Origin of the sequence: Rhodococcus sp. 15-725-2-2b (assembly GCF_002259075.1) — a bacterium.
In the GTDB taxonomy this organism is placed as follows: domain Bacteria; phylum Actinomycetota; class Actinomycetes; order Mycobacteriales; family Mycobacteriaceae; genus Rhodococcoides.
Genome location: NZ_NPFL01000020.1, coordinates 40,571 through 58,381, shown reverse-complemented (window position 1 = coordinate 58,381; position 17,811 = coordinate 40,571). Strand labels below are relative to the sequence as shown.

Annotated in this window: 21 protein-coding genes; 17 read left to right on the top strand and 4 right to left on the bottom strand. The window is 54.7% G+C overall.

Annotation, left to right across the window (positions count from 1 at the left end):
- The first annotated feature begins 102 nt into the window (after positions 1-102).
- The 11 genes from CH306_RS28860 (at position 103) to CH306_RS22965 (ending at position 8,484) form a co-directional block, all read left to right on the top strand.
- A complete protein-coding gene (locus CH306_RS28860) occupies positions 103-462 on the top strand; it encodes a hypothetical protein (protein ID WP_143545363.1) in 360 nt (119 codons plus the stop codon).
- A complete protein-coding gene (locus tag CH306_RS28855) occupies positions 459-752 on the top strand; it encodes an HNH endonuclease signature motif containing protein (protein WP_143545362.1) in 294 nt (97 codons plus the stop codon). The genes CH306_RS28860 and CH306_RS28855 overlap by 4 nt, the downstream gene beginning before the upstream one ends.
- A gap of 113 nt (positions 753-865) precedes the next feature.
- Positions 866-1,147, top strand: a complete 282-nt coding sequence (locus CH306_RS28850; RefSeq protein ID WP_143545361.1) for a hypothetical protein — start codon at positions 866-868, stop codon at positions 1,145-1,147.
- Between the two features lie 338 nt (positions 1,148-1,485).
- Positions 1,486-1,824 (top strand): hypothetical protein, encoded by a 339-nt coding sequence (locus CH306_RS28845; RefSeq protein ID WP_143545360.1) that lies wholly within the window; start codon positions 1,486-1,488, stop codon positions 1,822-1,824.
- Positions 1,825-3,306 (top strand): terminase large subunit, encoded by a 1,482-nt coding sequence (locus CH306_RS22990; RefSeq protein ID WP_094648052.1) that lies wholly within the window; start codon positions 1,825-1,827, stop codon positions 3,304-3,306. It abuts the gene before it with no gap.
- A gap of 24 nt (positions 3,307-3,330) precedes the next feature.
- Positions 3,331-4,488 (top strand): phage portal protein, encoded by a 1,158-nt coding sequence (locus CH306_RS22985; RefSeq protein ID WP_094648051.1) that lies wholly within the window; start codon positions 3,331-3,333, stop codon positions 4,486-4,488.
- Entirely contained in the window at positions 4,478-6,025 is a 1,548-nt protein-coding gene (locus tag CH306_RS22980) for an HK97 family phage prohead protease (RefSeq protein WP_094648050.1), read from the top strand. The genes CH306_RS22985 and CH306_RS22980 overlap by 11 nt, the downstream gene beginning before the upstream one ends.
- A gap of 56 nt (positions 6,026-6,081) precedes the next feature.
- The gene (locus CH306_RS22975; RefSeq protein ID WP_143545359.1) at positions 6,082-6,390 is read left to right on the top strand and encodes a hypothetical protein; all 309 of its coding nucleotides are present in this window, start codon (positions 6,082-6,084) and stop codon (positions 6,388-6,390) included.
- Complete coding sequence (locus CH306_RS22970) at positions 6,390-6,779, top strand: hypothetical protein (protein WP_094648048.1); 390 nt, start codon at positions 6,390-6,392, stop codon at positions 6,777-6,779. The genes CH306_RS22975 and CH306_RS22970 overlap by 1 nt, the downstream gene beginning before the upstream one ends.
- Positions 6,779-7,195 (top strand): hypothetical protein, encoded by a 417-nt coding sequence (locus CH306_RS28840; protein WP_143545358.1) that lies wholly within the window; start codon positions 6,779-6,781, stop codon positions 7,193-7,195. The genes CH306_RS22970 and CH306_RS28840 overlap by 1 nt, the downstream gene beginning before the upstream one ends.
- A 338-nt stretch (positions 7,196-7,533) precedes the next feature.
- Positions 7,534-8,484, top strand: a complete 951-nt coding sequence (locus CH306_RS22965) for a DUF2971 domain-containing protein (RefSeq protein ID WP_094648047.1) — start codon at positions 7,534-7,536, stop codon at positions 8,482-8,484.
- Positions 8,485-8,486: 2 nt separating this feature from the next.
- Here the strand turns inward: CH306_RS22965 and CH306_RS28835 are convergent, their stop codons facing one another.
- Together CH306_RS28835 and CH306_RS28830 are read right to left on the bottom strand one after the other, a co-directional pair.
- Positions 8,487-9,140 (bottom strand): hypothetical protein, encoded by a 654-nt coding sequence (locus tag CH306_RS28835; RefSeq protein WP_143545357.1) that lies wholly within the window; start codon positions 9,138-9,140, stop codon positions 8,487-8,489.
- Positions 9,141-9,181: 41 nt separating this feature from the next.
- A complete protein-coding gene (locus CH306_RS28830) occupies positions 9,182-9,778 on the bottom strand; it encodes a hypothetical protein (RefSeq protein WP_143545356.1) in 597 nt (198 codons plus the stop codon).
- A 254-nt stretch (positions 9,779-10,032) separates the two neighbouring features.
- On the opposite strand from CH306_RS28830, the gene CH306_RS22955 reads away from it, so the two are divergent.
- Complete coding sequence (locus CH306_RS22955; protein WP_143545355.1) at positions 10,033-10,383, top strand: hypothetical protein; 351 nt, start codon at positions 10,033-10,035, stop codon at positions 10,381-10,383.
- 88 nt (positions 10,384-10,471) lie between these two features.
- Here the strand turns inward: CH306_RS22955 and CH306_RS28825 are convergent, their stop codons facing one another.
- Complete coding sequence (locus CH306_RS28825) at positions 10,472-11,044, bottom strand: hypothetical protein (protein ID WP_143545354.1); 573 nt, start codon at positions 11,042-11,044, stop codon at positions 10,472-10,474.
- Positions 11,045-11,955: 911 nt separating this feature from the next.
- Between CH306_RS28825 and CH306_RS22950 the strand changes: the two genes are divergently transcribed.
- The 3 genes from CH306_RS22950 (at position 11,956) to CH306_RS22940 (ending at position 14,474) form a co-directional block, all read left to right on the top strand.
- On the top strand, positions 11,956-12,186 hold the full coding sequence (locus CH306_RS22950; protein WP_179272749.1) for a DUF2188 domain-containing protein: 231 nt from the start codon (positions 11,956-11,958) through the stop codon (positions 12,184-12,186).
- Positions 12,187-12,369: 183 nt separating this feature from the next.
- On the top strand, positions 12,370-13,890 hold the full coding sequence (miaB, locus tag CH306_RS22945; RefSeq protein WP_179272748.1) for a tRNA (N6-isopentenyl adenosine(37)-C2)-methylthiotransferase MiaB: 1,521 nt from the start codon (positions 12,370-12,372) through the stop codon (positions 13,888-13,890).
- The gene (locus tag CH306_RS22940; protein WP_256981243.1) at positions 13,887-14,474 is read left to right on the top strand and encodes an Rv2732c family membrane protein; all 588 of its coding nucleotides are present in this window, start codon (positions 13,887-13,889) and stop codon (positions 14,472-14,474) included. Before miaB ends, CH306_RS22940 begins: the two co-directional genes overlap by 4 nt.
- 37 nt (positions 14,475-14,511) lie before the next feature.
- Here CH306_RS22940 and CH306_RS22935 read toward each other — a convergent pair whose 3' ends face one another.
- On the bottom strand, positions 14,512-15,999 hold the full coding sequence (locus tag CH306_RS22935; protein ID WP_094648042.1) for a DUF349 domain-containing protein: 1,488 nt from the start codon (positions 15,997-15,999) through the stop codon (positions 14,512-14,514).
- Positions 16,000-16,151: 152 nt separating this feature from the next.
- Here CH306_RS22935 and CH306_RS22930 point away from each other — a divergent pair, with 152 nt between their 5' ends.
- Both CH306_RS22930 and miaA read left to right on the top strand, forming a co-directional pair.
- A complete protein-coding gene (locus CH306_RS22930) occupies positions 16,152-16,874 on the top strand; it encodes a class III extradiol dioxygenase subunit B-like domain-containing protein (protein ID WP_179278605.1) in 723 nt (240 codons plus the stop codon).
- A complete protein-coding gene (miaA, locus tag CH306_RS22925; protein ID WP_094648041.1) occupies positions 16,867-17,796 on the top strand; it encodes a tRNA (adenosine(37)-N6)-dimethylallyltransferase MiaA in 930 nt (309 codons plus the stop codon). The genes CH306_RS22930 and miaA overlap by 8 nt, the downstream gene beginning before the upstream one ends.
- Positions 17,797-17,811 lie beyond the last annotated feature (15 nt).

Here is a 17,811-nt window from a genome sequence, read left to right as displayed (position 1 = left end):
ACATGAAGGCGTATAGGGCCAGAAATCGCGGGGTCAGGAGCTAATGCCCAGCGAACTGGCTCAAAAGTTCAGTTGCAAAAGACATTGGTGTGATAATTCTTCATGCCTGAACAAGAGATCGTTGCTTCATCATTGGGTGTTGGTCCAATAATGAAAACATGCTCAAGATGTAAGAAGTCAAAGTCGTTCGATGATTTCTATGAACACGAGAAGGCTAAGGATGGCCGTCAGTCCAGGTGCATAGAGTGTTGTAGGGCAGTAGCTAACGTTAGGAAAAACAAAGCGTCGGAGTTCGCGAGAACAGCAATCTCGTTAACCCAGGGCGTTTCGGCAGGGGATGAAGAGAAGATAGAAATCGAACTGATCAACCTCTTGAAGCAATTACAACAGAAGTACAGCGTCAAGATCGATGTCAGTATTCGTGGTGGTTTGGTCAGTGCATTCAACGTGATGAAAGCATGAGCGACAATCGTATCCACTCAGGTAAGTGGACCAAGCTTTCCAAGAAGATTCTGGTTCGTGACAACTACGAATGTGCAGTCGAGGGATGCGATACGCCTGCCACAACAGTCGATCATGTGAGACCAAGCTCCAAATATCCCGAACTGTTCTGGGATGAAGACAATCTTGTTGCGATGTGTGCGAGGCATAATTTTTCCAAGGGTGCCAAGGAAGCGGGGGAGCACAGAAACACTTGGTATAACCACGACTGGTTTCCTTCTGATTACATTAAGGAAAGAATGAAGCAATGACAGTAAATGAAATAGAATAGTTAGAAGATAGTTTAAATAAATTGAAAGAAGGAATAGATAATGAGTAAAGAGCACAAGATAGGCAGTAATGTAAAAGAAATCAAGGGCAAATCATGGCGTTGAATAAATTGAACACCAGCTCCATACACACCATCAGTGTTGTTAAGCGTGAGGTTGAGCCAGACTCAGAAGGTCAAAGCATCGCATACGAAGAGGCATCGCGTCGTGCGGGGGAGAAGAGCACAACTCTTGAGCAGGCCCTCGAAATGCACGAGACCAACATATCTCGTAAGCGTTACTACGAGGATAGATTGATTGGCCACAAGATTGTGTCCTCTTATGTATCCGAAGATGGAGAGCTGAAACAGTATGGCACTTGGATACGCGATGAATGAAGCAAAAGATAGCGTGATGAAAGCATGAAGTATTGAGAGACATTGCATTGAGAAGCAGCGTATGGATGATCATGCGCTGCAATGCATGGAGCAAATCTGTCATGCATGGGACTGCATAGTCATACATTTATGGGTGGGTATGTTTTTTTGAGGAGACGTAGCGACCCAAGAGCGGAGCGTCTTTCCTTCCATGAGTTGTCAAGGGCAAACGTCAAAAGAAGTATGCATGGACCATGCAGAATCGTGCAAAGGCGCATGCATATTATGCACGCGTTATTCACGTAAATTGACGCATTTCAGCGCATATACCAATAAATAGAAAGGAATTGAATGAATTAATGCCAGCCAAAGCAGTAGATAATGACAAATTGGAGAAACTTACGCTTCGGAGCTATGAATCAAGCTTGGAAGCGTACACAAATAAGAACAAAGACTTCATCGATGATGATTGCCTCCCGTTGGTGGTGCAGCTTTATCACATAGCAGCCACCTTGGACGGAAAAGCCCAGGGCAACCGTCAAACGTCGGGGCAGATCACGATGGAGTGGCGTCAGAGCTTCACCGCACTACAGAAGATGGTCTCAGAGGAGCGCCAGCGCCAGCACGACGCCAAGCTCGCCGCAGAGCTTGCTGAGCAGGTCGATCCAGATGTCGAAGCTCTTGGGGATTTTCTCTAGATGCTTCTGCCTGCCGAATACACACAGCCGCTCTCACATAGCTTCACGACCAAGCTCACCGCTGAGGATATTGAGCGTGTCAACAAGTTCTATATGTTGCCAGGTCAGAGGCTTGATGAGTGGCAAATATGGCTGATGCGTGCAGTGCTGGAGACGTATCCCGATGATCATGCCGATGAGCGTCTAGCGGGGAAGCTGCGATACCGCGAAGGTGTCCTCATAGAGATACCGCGCCAGGTGGGCAAGACAACGGTTCTGGGTGCGTTGATGTGGCTCGGGTACATGAAGTCAGCGAAGCGTCGCAACGTCACCAAGATGGGGTGTGTTGCCTCATCGGTGCAGCAGGCGCAGATCTTGTTCGAGCGCGTCACCTTGCCGATGAACCAGATTCCAGCCCTCAGCAGCCGCCACAGCATCAACAGGCAGTCGAGAACGCTCAGACCCAAAGACAACTCTGTCTACGCGGAACTCAAGGCGTATGCCACGGTGCAACCAAAGTCGTTGCAGTCCATACCTTTCAATGCAGATGGCAACATTGCCATTGTGGTGGACGAGGTTCATTTGCTCGATCCATCCGTTTACTCGAACATGAAGATCGGTCTCACAGCTCAGGATGACTCGATCCTTGTGGGTATCACTAGTGCAGGGGATGAGCTGTCTACGCTCCTGCACACGTTGGAGCAGTACGGCACAGAGGCGATGCAAGGGCTTCACGAGCGTTTCGGCTACTTCAAGTACTTTGCCTCCGAAGCTCTGGACCAGCATCACGGTCTCAGATCGTACGAGATGGTTGCAGCAGCTAACCCGGCTGTCGAGTGTGGCCGTATCCCGTTTGAGCGTGTTCTAGAGGAGAACGGCTCGTTGCCCGATTACGAGTGGAGCAGGTATGTGCTAGGCCGTCACGGTCAGGCGGAGAATCTGTTCCTACCACTGGCGATGTGGACTAAAAGTGCTGGTCAGGGAGTGCCGGCCGATTCACGTAGGGGAGCAGTGTTCGCCATTGACCGAACGGAGCACTGGGACTACGCCACCATAGTTGCTGCCACGTTGGTCGAGGGCAAGGTTCATACCGAAGTTGTCGCAACCATCAGAAATCCAACTACTGACAGGCTCACGGAGGTCTGTAGACAGCTCTACCGCAGTCACAGGGGAATCTTCGTCATGGACGCGATCACTCTCAAGGAACTACGCGTCAACCTCAGGGAGAAGTACCACCTACCGGTTGAGTTCTACAACGTGCAGCAGCTCGCACAGGCCACATCGGTGACGTTCTCTCTTGCAGCTACCAACCGTCTGGTTCACAAGAATGATCCGGTGATGCATAAGCAACGTGCCGTAGCCCTCACGGTTGCGTCGGGGGACGGGTACAAAATAAGCACCAAAGATTCTCCATCTGATATCGATTCAATCAAATCAATGGCTATGGCAGTTCATTACGCGAATAGCAGAAGTAGAGACAAACTTCAAACAATTAGTGCCTAATAATGCTATAATAGAGATAACATCATGGGCGCAATTAAAAGACTATTCGGGTTAGAAAACATAACCCCAATGCAGATTAGAGAAGATCAGTTACCAGAGGGCTACGACCCTCTATCTGGTGTCACTCCACCCAGCCATTCCAGTATGTATCTGCCTAAGGCAAACGAACTAATTCAGATCGATATTGTCTTTCGAGCGGTGCAGTATCTGTCGACTCTTGTCTCAGAGCTTGAGGTCGAAACATTCTTGGACGATCGCAAGATCGAGAATTCGAGCCTCATCAACAGGCCAGATCCTTTTCAAAGCCGTAAAGCGTTTGTGCAGGAGACCGTAAGCTCAATGGTTCTTCATGGTGAGGCGTTTTGGCGCATCACTCGCAACGGTCGCAATGAGGCCACAGCTCTTGAGGTTCTGGACCCGGAAGAAGTTAAGATCGAGAAGCGCAACGGCAAGGTTCGTTACTACATCGGTCAGACAGAGATTCCTAGGGACTCGATTCGTCATCTCAAGCTCTTACCTATTGTCGGCAAGCTAAGAGGCATAGGTCCCATTCAGGCAGCACCACAGGTGTTCAGGTTCGCTCTTATGCTTCAACAGTACTCGGAGCAATGGTTCTCGGGTACTACTCCACGCGGGGTGCTGAAGACAACCGATTCGATCAATATCGACGACATGAACGATGCGGCTCAGGGCTTCATCAAGTTCATCAAAGAAAATCAGCAGCTAGCGGTGTTGCCAGGTGGACTCAGCTACGAATCGATCAATCTTGATCCCGGTTCCACTCGATATATTGAAGTCTTGCACGAAGTCAATTTGCAGCTTTGTCGACTTCTGGGTGTTCCGGCAGAGGCTATGGAAGCACAAACACAGTCTTCGACAACATATCAGAACTTGCAGGACTCCAATGCAAGATTCCTGCAAGGGACGTTACTCAACTACATCTTGGAAATCGAAAGTCATCTCACTGACCTTTTGCCGGGTCGCAGAGTAGCAAGCTTGCGTGAGACAGACCTATTGCGTCTCGATCCGTTGGCTCAGCGTCGGGCCGAAGCAATCGACATCAGAAACAAAGTTGTGACACCTAATGAAGTAAGAGCTACTCGAGGATTAGAACCATTGGCCGCTGAGCCGGTGGAGCAGGACAATAAAACTAAGGAACAACCAACAGAAAATGGAGATTAGAGATTCAGAAGTAGTAGAAGTCAGAGCAGATAAGCGTGAGATTGTAGGCATCGCGGTGCCTTGGGATCAGGTTGCGGAGATTCGCGGGGTCACGAGCTACAAAGAGAAGTTCGCCAAAGGTGCAATAGCCGATCATTCGGAAGCGCCTGTCTATTACAGACACGATCACACCAGTAACGGTTTGAGTATTGGTTCTATCCTCAGCGCAGTATCAACAGATGCAGGCTTAGAGGTAACCACAAAGATCTACAGAAGTGCCAAAGGTGATCAAGTTCTTTCTGATGCAATTTCAGGGAAGATCAGAAGTTTCTCTATCGGTTTCAATCCGGTGGAGCATGAAGAAATTGACAACGTTGTTGTCAGAACAAAGGTTTCGCTAGAAGAAGTAAGTCTAGTAGAAAGTCCCGCATATGCCGGGGCAGCGGTAATAGAAATCCGCGAATCAAACAAACAGAAAGAAGATGATGAAAAAGCTATGTCAGAAAGTGACAATCTTTCTACCGAGGTCGCAGGATTACGTGATTCTGTTACTGAGCTAGATCGTAAATTCAGTGTATTAGACAATAGAGAAGTAACAGAAATTCGCGGAAGCGATACTCTGGCCGATGCTGTAGTGGCAGCGTACAACGGCAAAGATGCATCACGAGATGCACTACAGGTTCGTGCATATACAGGTGGGTCAACAGCAGACAATGCGTTGCGTCCAATCTGGGTAGACAAGGAACTCAACTTCATCGAGAAGCGTCGTCCTATCAAAGCAATCTTTGGTGGCGAAGCTATTCCCGGTGACTCAGGATCAACAATCGAGTATGCGAAGGTATCTACTCGTACAGGAACAGTTGCAAAGCAGACTGCCGAAGGTGAGCCGCTTACTTTCAACAAGGTAGCGATCACAACTGATTCAGCACCAATCGAAACATTTGGCGGATACGCAGAGCTATCTGTCCAGGCGCTACGTTTCGGTAAAGCACCATTACTTAACACAACTCTTAAGCACATGAGCGTTGAGTACGCAAAGGCAACAGAGGCAAAGGTTGCAGCGACTCTTACAGGTATCGCTAACGCGAACTTGAACGTTGTAGTTCGTGGTTCCATCACAGGAACATCAGCAGCATCAGGTTGGATTGCAGCCGTTGAAGACGGACTTATGGCGATTGAGGACAACTCACGCGGTCTTGCTGGAACAAATATTATCGTTTCCAGGGACGTTCACAAGACTCTGTTGACTTCAAACGATACATCAGGTCGTCCATTGTTCCGCATCGACGGAAACGCTTCTGCCAACACAGCGGGCACAGTGGTTCCAGGTGCAGCAGGATCCGCAAATATCGCAGGTCTACCAGTTGTATCAGGTCCAAACCTTCCAGCTAACAGCTTCTATGTTGTAAGCAACGAAGCGTTGCTTGTATGGGAGTCTTCAATCTTTGAATTGAGCGACGAAAACATTGTGAACCTTACAGAACTACGCAGCCTTTTTGGATTCTTGGCAACAGGCGTCTTCGACGGCAAAGGTGTAGCAAAGGTTACTTGGACCTGATGATGAGTACCGACACATACGTAGAATCTTATTCCGAACTCTACGTCTCTAGCGCTGTGACCATTGCGGATTTCCGTAAGTTCATCGGTGCCAATGCAGAGACATCGGATGCAGATCTGTCGAGAAATCTTCAAACAGCTATCGACTTACTCGATCAGTGGTTGGGTGCTCGCAAGGTCAAGATTCCAGCTAACACATATGTGTCGGTGCTTCTGGGTATCGGGCAACAGCTTTACTACGCGGACAACAGGGATACCAGCACATCTGGTCAATATGGTCAGGATGGAACATTCGTTACCGCCAGACCTAAAGATCCAATGCATTATGCATATCCTATACTGCGCAAGTTCGTTGGGTGGTTCTGATGAACATTACTCAGTACAAGCAGCAGATAGTCGATGAACTCGAAGCTATCGGTGTTACGGTATTCGCGGGGGGAATGAGAAAGCAAGCTCCACCGTATGTCCAATTGTACCCAGCTCAGAATTACATCGACGTTGTGAAAACAACAATAGGAAAAAACGACTTCAACATCATGGTCACGTTCAATCTGAGCATTATCGCAGGACCGGAAGACAAAGATTCAACATTGGATCATCTGAACAGCTTGACAAGCAAGTGTTTGTTCGTGGTCAAAGAACTGGATGATGTGCAGGTGACAAGCTTTGTCGCGGTGGATCAAAACGGTGGACGACTACTTGCATCAAACATTGCGTTCAGCAATACATTAAATATTCAAGCAGTAGATCTGTAATGGCCATTGCGATTTCCGTTGCGGTCAAAGGTCGAGACCAACTTATTACTAAGCTCGCAAAGTTCAGGGCAAGCGTGCGTCAGTTCAATTCAGCGTTCGACCGCATTGGGGCCTTCATGTTCGATAACGCCATCAATGAGGCACCGGAGTTCACAGGAGCCCTGAAAGGTAGTCACAGACTCAAGTCGACAGCCATGCAGGCTTCGGTTTCGGCAGGCGGTCCAGGCCGTACAAGTCACGGTGGCGGCATCTATGTTGCTGCCCAACATAACGGGGGTTTCGCCAGGGGGTCGTACGGCCCGCATAAGGTAGGGCCAAATCCATGGCTTGATCGTGCTTTGATGCAAAGTACACCCCGAGCCATCGCGATCATCGAAGAAGAAGTAGGCATCAAAATCAAACTGGCCGGACTTTGAGCAACTGGAGCGCAGACCAGACCGCGCTATGTAGACCATCTACGCCACGTTCTCGAAAAAAGGATCGAGAGTGGAGATGACTCTTGATATCTTCTACGACACGAAGCTTCTGTCTGAGCTTGAAAATCTTAATTCCATCAATGTCGTATGGAAGAATAAATAGGTTTGCTTCATCGGAAAAGATAGGGTGGACCGTGACTAACAACCATGTGAGCTTGGAGCTGTACTTTAGCCGAGCAACGTCAGGTGTGGCATGGACACCAGCCATCGTGCCAGCCGAGAGCTACCGTGATCTTTACTTCGACGTCTGCTAGTCAACGCTCTGGTAATCTCGCGTTATGGGTGACACAGAGCCAGTTGTTAAAAAAACCATTCCGGATCTCTATCACTACACCAACGTGTACGGCCTCCATGGCATATTGAAGAGTAATTGCCTATGGGCAAGTGAAGTTAGATTCTTGAACGATAAATTAGAGCTTAAGTACGGGTTGGAGCTCTTCAAGAGCTATATGGAAAGCTACTATCTGGTCAGCGAGGACGAAACTAAAAAGAAGTTCGGACGAGCCTTGATTTTGCATATCGACCAGTGGCTGGAGGGGATCGAAGCTACCGTTGATGTTTCGGTCTACACTGCTTGCTTTTCGGAGGATGGAGATTCCCTAAGTCAATGGCGTGGTTACACGGGCGGAAATGGATACTCTATCGGGTTCCACGGTGAGCAAGTAGAGAAGTTCACGTACCAGTTTACGAGCGCTCCGCGACGGTTACCGGATGGTATCAATTTCAGTGTGAAGACCGAGGACGACTCGGAACAATCGAAGGTGAATAAAGCTCTATACCCTGTTTTGTACCAGAAGCATCAGCAGCACGATTTGGCTAACCGCTTTGTGGTGTCGTTTGAGTCGTTCTTACAAATTGTACTTGAAATGCTCGAAGGTAGAGGTTTGTCATTGGAGAACAATGCGAACGACCTCGGAAATCTCGTGTTCGGGATCGTCGGTATTGATCAAGTAGCGCAAATCAAGCATGCGGGCTTTAAGGACGAACGTGAATGGCGTCACGTGGTATCTAGCTTTTCGGAGAAGCATAATGTTCACTATCGACCGACCGAACAATTCGGTATGGTGCCTTATATTGACCTGAATTTTGATCCGGCGGTAGCGATCAAGAGTATTACGGTGGGGCCGGGTGTGAACACCGAGGAAAAGGTCAGAGGTTTACGCATGTTGTTGCACAGTTATGGGTTTGATGAGATTGAGGTCGAGCCTTCATGTATCCCATTCAGATAAAATCAGATTGTTCCGTTTTTTTCAAGTTCACTTATCAGAGATCGGTATTCGATCGAAGCATGGGAATTCTTGTTGCCAAGCCTGTTGTTGAAGACGCCCATAAGCACACCATGTGCCATCTTAAGTGAATCGGGTTTGACAATTTGACAGGCTATCTGTTCGTATAAGCTAGGATCCGACGGCACCGCATTCTCTGATTTTTCATGCTTTCTGAGAATAAGTGCTGCGCTCTTGCTCACAGTCTCGTCGAGAAGGTTCATCTGCTCGACAATGGTTGCCATATTGAACACCTGTGAACTGGTGTCTGTATCTAGAGGTACTTTCTTACCTCCACCCATGGGGATCGAATCGGCCATTTCGATGAGAAGTCGGTTTCTCTCTGTTGACAGCGCAATCAGATCACTAACAAGTTTGAGTAGAGCTGTCCGACGCCAGTTGTCGAAGTCGCGAGTAGATGCATCCTTGTGTGTTCGTGTCCAGCCGATATAGACAAGTCCAGCGGCTAACGTCGGGCCGAATAGCGTCAGCCAAGGTGACATTGCGCCTATGACGGTCGGATAGTCCCAATGTGCAATCGACACAATGAATACTGCCGTCGAGATCGACAAAATTACGATTGGCGCTACTAGTATTGCAATCTTGGCTTTGCTGTGCAATTTTTTAACCGTCCCTTAGGTACGTCGTATGTCACGATCGATTAGCCATTATCGGTTTCCAGTTCCTCTCGAGTTTTTGATCCCAGGAAGAACATCACCTCATTTCTGAGGTTTCGTTGCAGAAGATCATGGTCAATGCCTTTCATGTATGCGATGGCGTCGCGTCTAACGTTAATGAAAGGATCGTTCGGTTTGGGCGGCGCGAGAAATTCTTGCAAACTCTTACGGTGTGGTTCTATCAGCAGGTCAGCGTGATATCTCAATAGGGTATCGGGAACAGCTAGAACAAGTATCAGATAAAGATGTTCCAATTTTCGCGTGGAATCTATCCATTTACTTCGGTCTTCACCATATTCACGAACTGAGTCAAGCCGTAGTTGGGACAATTGCAAGAGGCTGATTACGGTGTCAACAACGGTCGTTCTACGCCAGTTTTCTAGGTCGCGGTCAGCGGCAGTCTGTTGCGTCCTCGCGTCACGTTCCAGAGCGTCACGATGTGTTCTTCTCCATCCCACCATGACGATGACAGCAGCGAGCGCTGGGCCAACGAATAAGCCGATGGTTCTCAACAGTTCCTGATCCACGAGATACCACCGTTCGGCAATGTAGTTGGCAAGCAAGAGGCGCAAGGGCAACACCAGGTGAGCTTAGAGCAATGCCGGTCAGCCGTCACTGCGCCTATCCGTCAGCGGTGCACCAAAGGTTCCTCCGGACATCCCCATGTGGTGGTTACACCCGGTGCATCTGGGAGCGTAACCAACGATCTGGTGTGAATTTGGTCAGAGTTTTTTTGGATGTAGTTGTACCTGGCGGGGTGCGGTGGCAAGAAATGGGATGAGGCCGTATCAGCGGGTTAGTTCTGCGTACGAAGGTTGTGCGCGGGACAGGAAAGATGGAAGACATCAGTAATGAAGAACTAGGACCAGGTTGTCACGATTGGGCAGATGCAATCATGGACGATTATGTTCTAGCGAAGAACAAGATTTCTAGAGTCATGATTATCCCTGACAAATTCTATGATTTGAAGGGTCTATCCGAGTTTGACATCTTCGATGCGGTCAAGATTATCTGGAAGAACGAGCAGCATACTTGTTTCATCAGAAAGATGGAATGGTCATTTGTCGATAATCATGTTCGTTTAGAGCTGTACTTTACGAGAGAATCATCAGGTGTTGCATGGACGCCAGTCGTTGAGACGGTCGTTTCTACCGGATATCAGGATAGATACGCGGATAAGTATTGATTTGCTACCTTGTGTCTCATCATGATCTTTGCTTCGATGTATACTGGCAATCAGAATTCGTCTTGGTTGCAAGGGCCGTCCGCACTTGTCATGACTTGATGCTTCGTTTCTTTTTTACACCTGTTGCAATCTGCGTTGCTTGGATTAGTTGGTTATGCAGCTGAGTTAATTGTGATGTATCGTGCCTATATTTCGGTGCTTCTTTTGCTATGGAGTCGAGACTTTTCCTCGGGTCTTTAAGGTAATCTCTAATGAACGGAATGATGTCCTTGCCACCGTCTGTTTTGTTGAATTCATAGATTTCTTTGGCTTTGGCATGTACCACTTCGTCCCCGCATATGCGCAGAGTGGTCATTTTTGAGTTCATTTCGTTTAGCGCTGCGAAAATTATTTCGAGTTGGCCTTGCAGTGATTCCCCTCGTGGGAACGGAGGGTTGAGCAAACTTTTTTTGGTCAAGTTGTACGAGTCGGACTTTTCGATCAACTCAGCAGCAGCACTTGTGATCGTGGTCCTGCGCCAATTCTCTAGGTCCCTTGCTTTGCTGGTCCGGTGAATCACAAACCAACCGATGAGGGCAACGAGCACAGCAGAACCGATGGTCCACCAGGGCGTTGCAGACTTCACAATGATTTCTTGAACCGGCGCTTGAGCTAGCAGCATGCCCGAATCTTAAGTGCACCGGGTGTTCCTCTGGCACATCCCCATGTGGTGGTTACACCTGGTGCAGTACGCAACATTACTTTGGTCGCATCCGTCACACCTGTCACGTCCTCCAAGGACATACTGGCAGCTACGAAAATTCTGTCGGTTCCACCGCCTACAGTTGTGGAACACCAGGTGACCTGCACTCCACATGACGATCACCCGGTGCCACTGTCGAAACCATCTCTAGGAGGGCTTCACTTGAGCCAGCTTACCGACCCACCATCAGAAGACCACAGGCCACCGACAAGAAACCGAATCATGGAGACCGTCAATCTCCTAGCGGCAGTCGGTTTCACCGCTCAGATACCGAATGTGACCACAGGTGTTCTCATCGCAGCAATCGGTTTGTGCGGAGTCATCGCCAGAGAGAAGTAGCTGCGGTCGGTGGTGTCCCATGACAGGGCTTGTGGGGCACCATCGACAACTGTGCTCAACGCCAACCGCAAGGGCGGGTGTCCGTGTTCTACAAGGAGGCCGTCATCGGTGACATGACCATGAATGGCCTATAGGGGCGGCCAAAGGCCAAACGAAAATCTCCCTTACCGAAAACGATATTGGATACATGTAACTGGCTACGGCCTGCGGTTGAGGGCCAGTTTTTCAGCTGGACAAGCAATGCCGTGACCAGTGAATACCAAGCATGTGATTCGCAACATCTCGTGTTGTAGGGGGATGTCGGACACTAGGTGTAGTGTTTAAACCACCGAAAGCCCCGGTCCAAATCCGGGAGTCGGACTGGAACGAGGCTCTGCGGCTTGAACTTCCTAGGGTTCCTAGCCAACGTAACTCTTTCCAACGACCTTGGCAAAATCAAGACACCTTGGTCGGTTCGGCTCAGTAATGCTGGAGGTAGAGAGAAGAAGATCGTGGCTAATTCAGCGCACGTGACGTACGAGTCGTTCGCAACGACGTGGAAGGTGACACTGAACGGGGCCGTGACGGACCGTCAGAACACCAAGGCCGATGCCATCAACGTGGCTCGCAGGCGTCTCCAGGCTGTGGGTGGGGGAGAGCTTGTCATCCACAACATGGACGGAACGATTTCGGGGAAAGACACCATCGCCCCCGGCAACGATCCTTCTTCGATTCCGGGGTGAGCGCATGACTACGAGGCGTATCACCATCAAGCCGGGTCAGAAGAAGACCATCACGGTTCCCGGTCCGATCCGTAAGGTGACGATCACGACAAAGCCCAGGTAACACTGGCTTGCAGAGTGCCCCGGTCCATGTGACCGGGGCATTTCTGTTTCTGACCACTGATACTCTGGTGCGTGTCAATAATGATCGATGAAGCTACACGGCAGTCGAGCCGCAGCTACGAGGTGCGCACGCACGGTTGCCAGATGAACGTCCACGATTCCGAGCGGTTGTCCGGGCTGCTCGAGGAAGCGGGCTACGTTCCGGCCGACGCAGGCACCGACGCAGATCTCGTCGTCTTCAACACCTGCGCGGTGCGCGAGAACGCCGACAACAAGCTGTACGGCAACCTCGGCATGTTGCGGCCCGCGAAGACGCGAAACCCCAACATGCAGATCGCGGTCGGTGGTTGCCTGGCGCAGAAGGATCGCAGCACCGTCGTCGAGAAGGCTCCGTGGGTCGACGTGGTCTTCGGAACCCACAACATCGGGTCGTTGCCGGTGTTGCTCGAGCGCGCCCGGCACAACGAACGGGCACAGGTCGAGATTCTCGAATCCCTCGAGGCCTTCCCGTCGACCCTGCCGGCGAAACGCGAATCGACATACGCGGGCTGGGTCTCGATCTCGGTGGGCTGCAACAACACCTGCACGTTCTGCATCGTCCCGGCCCTGCGCGGCAAGGAGATCGACCGCAGGCCGGGCGACATCCTCGCCGAGGTACAGGCTTTGGTGGATCAGGGTGTACTCGAGGTGACGCTGCTCGGCCAGAACGTCAATGCGTACGGTGCCTCGTTCGCCGATCCGGACATGCCTCGCGACCGCGGCGCGTTCGCATCGCTGCTGACCGCATGCGGCTCGATCGATGGTCTCGAGCGAGTGCGGTTCACCTCTCCGCACCCGGCCGAGTTCACCGACGACGTCATCGAGGCGATGGCGTCCACCCCGAACATCTGTCCCACCCTGCACATGCCGCTGCAATCCGGATCGGATCGCATCCTCAAGGCGATGCGCAGGTCCTACCGGCAGAGCAAGTTCCTGGGCATCATCGACAAGGTGCGCGCGGTCATGCCACACGCGGCCATCACCACTGACATCATCGTCGGCTTCCCCGGTGAGACCGATGAGGACTTCGAGCAGACGCTCGACGTGGTTCGGCGGGCGAAGTTCGCCAATGCCTACACCTTCCAGTACTCGAAGCGGCCGGGAACGCCTGCCGCCGAGATGCCCGATCAGATCCCCAAAGAGGTTGTGCAAGAACGTTATCTGCGATTGATCGCTCTGCAGGAAGAGATCGTTCTCGCTGCCAACCGAGAGTTGATCGGTACCGAGGTCGAACTGCTCGTCGCCACCGGTGAAGGTCGCAAGAACGCCGCGACGCATCGGATGAGCGGGCGAGCCAGGGACGGCCGACTCGTGCATTTCGCAGTCGACGCCGAACGCGTGAGCGAGATCCGCCCGGGCGACGTCGTCACCACCACGCTGACGGCCGCTGCGCCGTACCACCTCATCGCCGACGCCGGCGTGCTCACGCATCGCCGTACGGCAGCAGGAGACGCCCACGAACGCGGTGTGATGCCCAAGACGGCACCGATCGGCGTCGGCCTCGGACTTCCCTCGATCGGCGCACCGGCGCCGCTACCGGTAGAGACAGGATGCACCGCATGACAGACACAGACGGACCCGATCGCGTCGTACCCTCTCGATCCGCCGAGGAACTCGGGCGAACGGAGAGGGCGGTGATGACGGAACTGGACCCGGGAGCGCGGGCCATGGTCGTGGCCGGGCTGGTGCTGGTCCTGTTGGTCACGTTCGCGTTGCCGCACACCGGATCGGCCAGCGGATTCGACGTGCTCACGGGTGGAGAAGCCGCAGTTGCCGAGTCCATCGCGCTGCCGTCACGCGTCTTCGTCGTGCTGGTGCTGATGTTCGGCGTGGTGATGTCGGTGCTCGCGCTCGTCACCCGTATCTGGGCATTGGCGTGGGCCGCCCTCGCGGGATGTGCGGTGTCGTCGGTGTACGGGATGCTCTCGATCTGGACGCGGCAGACCGTGCCGGACAACCTGCAGGGTGCCGGACCGGGAATCGGCCTGATCATCGCCTGGATCGCCGTCATCGCATTGACTTTCCACTGGCTCAAGGCCGTGTGGAACAAGACGAACGCCCAGCTCGCAGCTCAGGAGCAGCGGCGCATCGCCGCCGCGTCGGGCGAACAGAAGCTGCGCCTGTGGGACGGCCACTCGGCCCCGTAGGTCCGATCGGCCGCCCCCGGTCAGGAGTGCCGGTCGATCACAACTCGTCGACGGCGCTCTCTGCTGCGTCGGCCCACTCGCGCCACTGCTGCGCCTGTGCGAGCGCACGCTCGGCATCCTTGGTCTTGCCTGCTGCGGTCGCCTTGGCGGCCTGATCCTCGAACTGAGCCACCCGCTCGCGGAACTGGGCGGCGCGGGCGACGGCCTCGGGATCCGAACGACGCCACTGGGCCTCCACCGCGTCGTGGACGGACTTCTCGATCGCCCTCAGCTTGCCCTCGAGTTCCTGCATCTTCTCGCGCGGAACCTTGCCGATGGCATCCCACTTGTCCTGCAGGTCGCGCAGTGCCGAACGGGCGGCATCGAGGTCCTTGCTCGGATCTATGTGTGTCTTGGCCAGCAGGGCTTCCTTGGCCTCGGCGTTGGCCTCGAACTCGGCGTCCCGCTCGGAGGCCGCGGCGTTGCGGGCAGCGAAGAACACGTCCTGTGCGGCCTTGAAGTTCTTCCACAGCGCGTCGTCGGCATCGCGTGGGGCACGGCCGGATGCCTTCCACTCCACCAGCAGATCGCGGAACGCTGCTGCGGTGGGTCCCCAGTCCGTGGACGACGACAAGGCTCTGGCCCGCTCGACCAGTTCTTCCTTGCGAGTCTTGGCCGCACCGCGCTCACGATCGAGATCGGCGAAATGGGCGCCGCGGCGACGGTTGAAGTTCTCCCGTGCCTTGGAGTACCGCTTCCACAGGGCATCGTCGATCTTGCGGTCGACCCCGCGAATCGTCTTCCACTCGTCGAGGATCTCTCGCAGCCGATCGCCCGCATGCTTCCACTGGGTCGATTCGCTACCGATCTGCTCGGCTTCGACGGCGAGGGCTTCCTTGCGCGCGGTGTGCTCGGCGCGTTCGAGCTCCCTTTCGTGTTTGGCCACCGCTGCTGCGGCGTCCGAATGCTCGACGACCGCGTCGAGTCGCCTGGCGAGCAGATCGAGGTCGCCGATCACAGCAGCGGTCGGCAGGCTCTCCAACAACGCGGACGCTGCGGCCTTGGTCTTCTTGGCATCGCCGGTACCGGAGGTCAATCGAGCTTCGAGCAAAGCGACCTCGGTGGCCAGATCGTCGTAGCGCCGACCGAAATGGGCGAGTCCTTCCGCCGCGTCTCCTGCCTGCCAGGACCCGATCTGCCGCTCACCGTCGGCGGTGGTCACCCATGCGGTGCCGTCGTCGTCGACTCTGCCGAACTTGCTGGGGTCGCTCGCAGGCGCGACCGTCGGGATCGCGGTCGGGACGTGGGAGGGGGTCGGGTGGGGCTTGGCACCGGCCGAACCGCCGGGACGAGGAGAGCCGGGACCCGGGCCGCCGGGCCTGGGTCCTCCACCGGGCTTCGGTCCACCGCCGGGCTTGGGTCCACCTCCGGGCTTGGGTCCGCCGTGGTTCGCTGCACCGGGCGCGGTCGCACCGGGGGTCTGGGCGGGTGCATCCGAGGATGCAGCCTCTGGGGTGGTGGGAGTGCCGGCGTTCGGGTCGGTCATTGTTCCTCATCTCTGCCGCGCGTCACGGCTGCCTTCAATCGCGATCTGGACACCATTGAACTAGGTGACGACCGATCGGACCATTGAAACAGCTCAGACGTCTCGAGGTGGACTCGTCGGGGCAAGTCGCGCCACCGACTAGCGTGGTGCTCGTGTTTCGTGCCGCGGCCCTGGTGCCCTCTCCACCGTTGCTGGTCCCCGAACTGATGGGCGCGGGGGCGGCCCGGACAGCCGACTTGCGCACTGCCGCCGTCGACGCGACCGCCCATCTGGCGTCGACGGTCGACCGCTGGATCGCCGTCGGCGTCGACCGCGTGTCGTCCACCTACGGCACGGCCACCGTCGGCACGTTCCGGGGCTTCGGAGTCGACGTGGTGGTGAGCCTGTCCGGCGGCGCAGCGCACTCTGCGGCAGATCCGGACCTGCCGCTGGCGGTTCTGATCGCCGGGTGGCTGCGCGGGGTGGCAGCGCCCGACGCTGCGGTCGAGGTCCGCACGATCGCGGCCGATGCGAGCCCCGGGTCGTGCGCCGAGTTCGGCGAGCAGCTGCGCCGAGAGTTCGACGCCTCGGCGGAGACCTGGGGCGTTCTGCTGCTGGCAGACGGGGCGAACACACTGACTCCGAAGGCACCCGGATCGTTCGACGAGCGGGCCGAGGGGGTCCAGCGCAGTATCGACGATGCCCTCGCGAGCGCCGACGTCGATGCATTGGCGGATCTGGATCCGGACCTGTGCGCTTCGCTCGGTGTGGGCGGCAGAGCGGCGTGGCAGGTGCTGGCGGCACTCGCTGGAGCCGATGCGACGACGACGACAGAGCTCTACCGAGGTGCGCCCTTCGGGGTCGGATACTTCGTGGGGACCTGGGCTCGTGACTGACGGGGCGAGCGATTCGGCCACGACACCGGTCGCGGTCATCGGGCCGACTGCCACAGGAAAGTCCAATCTGGCTCTCGATCTGGCCGAGGAACTCGGCGGCGAAATCGTCAACATCGACGCGATGCAGCAGTACCGGGGGATGGACATCGGGACCGCGAAAGTGCCCGTCGCGCAGCGGCGCGGGATTGCGCACCACCAACTCGATGTGCTCGAGGTCACCGACATCGCTACCGTCGCCCGCTACCAGGAGGCTGCGGTCGCCGACGTCGAGGACATTCGATCGCGGGGTTCGCGGCCGATCATCGTCGGCGGATCGATGATGTACGTGCAGTCGTTGCTCGACGAGTGGGCGTTTCCGGCCACCGACCCCGTCGTTCGAGCGAAATGGGAAGCCGTCCTCGAACGCGACGGCGTCGAGGAGATCCATCGCGTGTTGACGGCCGCCGATCCCGAGGCTGCCGCGTCGATCCTGCCCACCGACGGCAGGCGCATGGTCCGAGCGCTCGAGGTGGTGGAGCTGACCGGGCAGCCTTTCGCGGCATCGGCCCCGAAGATCGGTGCACCTCGCTGGGGCACGGTGGTGTTGGGAGTCGACCGCGACACGGCCGAACTGGACGAGCGGATCGCCGAGCGCACTCGGCTGATGTTCGAGACCGGATTGCTCGACGAAGTGGAAGGGCTGCTCGCCCTGGGGCTGCGTGAGGGCGTCACCGCGTCACGGGCGATCGGGTACGCGCAGGCTCTCGACGTGCTGGCGGGGGACTACGACGTCGAGCACGCACGCGAACGGACGTTCATCGGAACCCGACGCTACGTACGACGCCAGCGATCCTGGTTTCGTCGCGACGAACGCGTCCGGTGGCTCGACGGCACCTCGCCGACGCTGACCTCGGACGCGCTGTCCGCGATCGACCCCTCCTAGCCGTACGCCCGTAGA